Origin of the sequence: Pseudomonas sp. G5(2012) (genome assembly GCF_000408945.1) — a bacterium.
Classification (GTDB): Bacteria; Pseudomonadota; Gammaproteobacteria; order Pseudomonadales; family Pseudomonadaceae; genus Aquipseudomonas; species Aquipseudomonas umsongensis.
Map to the genome: position 1 here is coordinate 1 of NZ_APIO01000170.1, position 2,180 is coordinate 2,180.

Sequence of the window (2,180 nt, forward strand, 5' to 3'; positions counted from 1 at the left end):
CGGCTAAACCGGCATCCATGCCGGTTTACCCACTGCGCAGAACCTCCACTCGGCCTCTCGAGGGGGCAAGAAAATCAAAAGCCAGATCAAGATCAAACGCCAAAGCGAGGCGGCCTTAAAGCCGACCTGATTGCAGGCTTGTCCGCGTCCCCCTGTGGGAGCCAGCCTGCTGGCGATGGACTTCCAGGCAACGCGTTCATCCAGACGTCGCGCGTTATCGTTGACGTCCATCGCCAGCAGGCTGGCTCCCACAGGGAATTGGGGGTATCTGCAAAAATCACGTCGGCCGCAGGCCGCCATCACGGGCAACCCTTTCCCCTACAAAAACACTTTGGCGCACACCCGCCCCTCACCACTCATCAGGCCGAGCGTTAGCTCGCCTTCAGCTGTTGATCTTGATCCACCCGTCCCTTCACGCCCTGAGCCTGTCCGTCAACCTGAGACTACCTCCATCGGCGCCTCTACCAACGTGGATCCACGCCCCGTCAAAGCCTGCAAGTAAGCCTTTTCGTCATAGTAGGTGCTGGTTTTCCAGCACCTATAGACGATTCTGATCCACTTGAAAGCGAGTGCTCTCAGGGTCGCCTGGTATGAGCAGCCTTTAGCCCGCTGCTGCCGATAATAAGCCTCGGCCCACGTTGATTGAGTGATGCTGTGAGCGGCCCATTCCACAAAGGTCTGACGCAAGAAGGTTGAGCATTGGTAGCGCCAATACACCACTGTCTTCTTGCCGCTACGCTGGGTCACGGGTGCGATTCCGGCATATCGCTGCATTGCATTGGCGTCGCTAAATCGATCACGCTGTTCACCAAAAGCCACCATCAGACGCGGTGCAAGATGTTGGCCGGCGCCAGGGAGTGCCTTGAAGATCGGGTAATCGGCCAAGCTGTTGGCCGTTTCTTGAATCTCGCGATCAAAATCCTTGAGGGTGCAAATGAGCCCTTTGAGTTGCGACGCCAAGGCTGTTGCGTACAACTGCGAAGGACGTATTACCCCCGGGTCCTGCGTCAAGGGCATCGCTTGGGTGATGATTTCCCAGCGCGTTTGATTGAGTTGAGCGTGACGAGCGTTGTGCTCGTTAAAGAACTTGAGAAAAGTACTCTGGCGAGAGCGCTTGAGGTGTTCAAGCGTGGGCCAGCGCATCAGAAAGTCACAGAACACCACGCTGTCATGATTGCTAAACAGCTCCAGGGCCGCTGGATAGTACTGTTTGAGCGTACAGATCAGGCGGTTGCTGACCTTTACTCGCTCATCAACCAGTGCCCGTCGATGTTCTGTCAGGCTGGCCAAAATACGCATCGCCGGGCTTTGCGGCATCAGCTGCGCAAACCGTTGGGGATAGGTGAGCAACAACTCAAGCGCCCATTGCGCATCGGTCGGATCATCCTTGGCACCGCTGCCGACAAAGGCTTTACGGTGTTTGGCCAAGGTACTCGGATTGATGGGGAACAGGCAAAAGAACTCGTACTTTTGCAGGGCCGCCACCAACGGGCCTTTGTTGAGCTCAAGAGCAATCGCAATCGGAGCGCCGTAGCGCTCAAATAACGATTTCGCCCAGCGATCAATCGACTGGGGCGTGTGGTCGATCACAGAGAAGTGCCGCCGGGATTCCCCCGCGACCTGCAAACACACGTCGTGCTTGGTATCGGCCCAATCTATTCCGACATAAGCAGTGAATCTCTGAGACAGGAGCGTTTGCATCAACAACCTCCACCGGCGCTAAAGTACATGCAGGGACATGCATGCTTGCGTCCAGCGAAAGCGATATAGAGAGCCGTGTCGGGCTTTCCCTGAGTATTCGTTAGAGGGCGCAAGCGCACCTGTGGGCTCGAAAGTGAAGGGGTAATCATCACGTGCTTGGGAGGCATATTCGTAGCCCACAGGTGCATGTTCCTTCCTTGATAAAACTGACTTCCAGACGCTGAAGTATGGAAGAAGAAAGGAACGGACAACCTATATCGGGAGGCTGAGCGGAGGTGTTCATCCGGGGATTGGCGCGCAGCGCCGTTCGACGCAGTCGAACACATCGCATGGAGGTGCCAGCGAAGCCAACCGGAGGGCGATGCCCCCGGATGGACACCGGAGCGAAGGAACGCCGAGCCCTAGCGAGGGGCCGGACGCTGGGGCAAGACTTTTTTTGGTTCCTTTTGTGGCGTTTGAAAAAAAAGGGACTCGCCGTA

1 protein-coding gene is annotated in these 2,180 nt (G+C 56.5%); it reads right to left on the minus strand.

The window, feature by feature from the left end; translation table 11 throughout:
- Nucleotides 1-432: 432 nt before the first annotated feature.
- Complete coding sequence (locus tag PG5_RS31525) at nucleotides 433-1,701, minus strand: IS110 family transposase (protein ID WP_042955929.1); 1,269 nt, start codon at nucleotides 1,699-1,701, stop codon at nucleotides 433-435.
- Nucleotides 1,702-2,180: the final 479 nt, after the last annotated feature.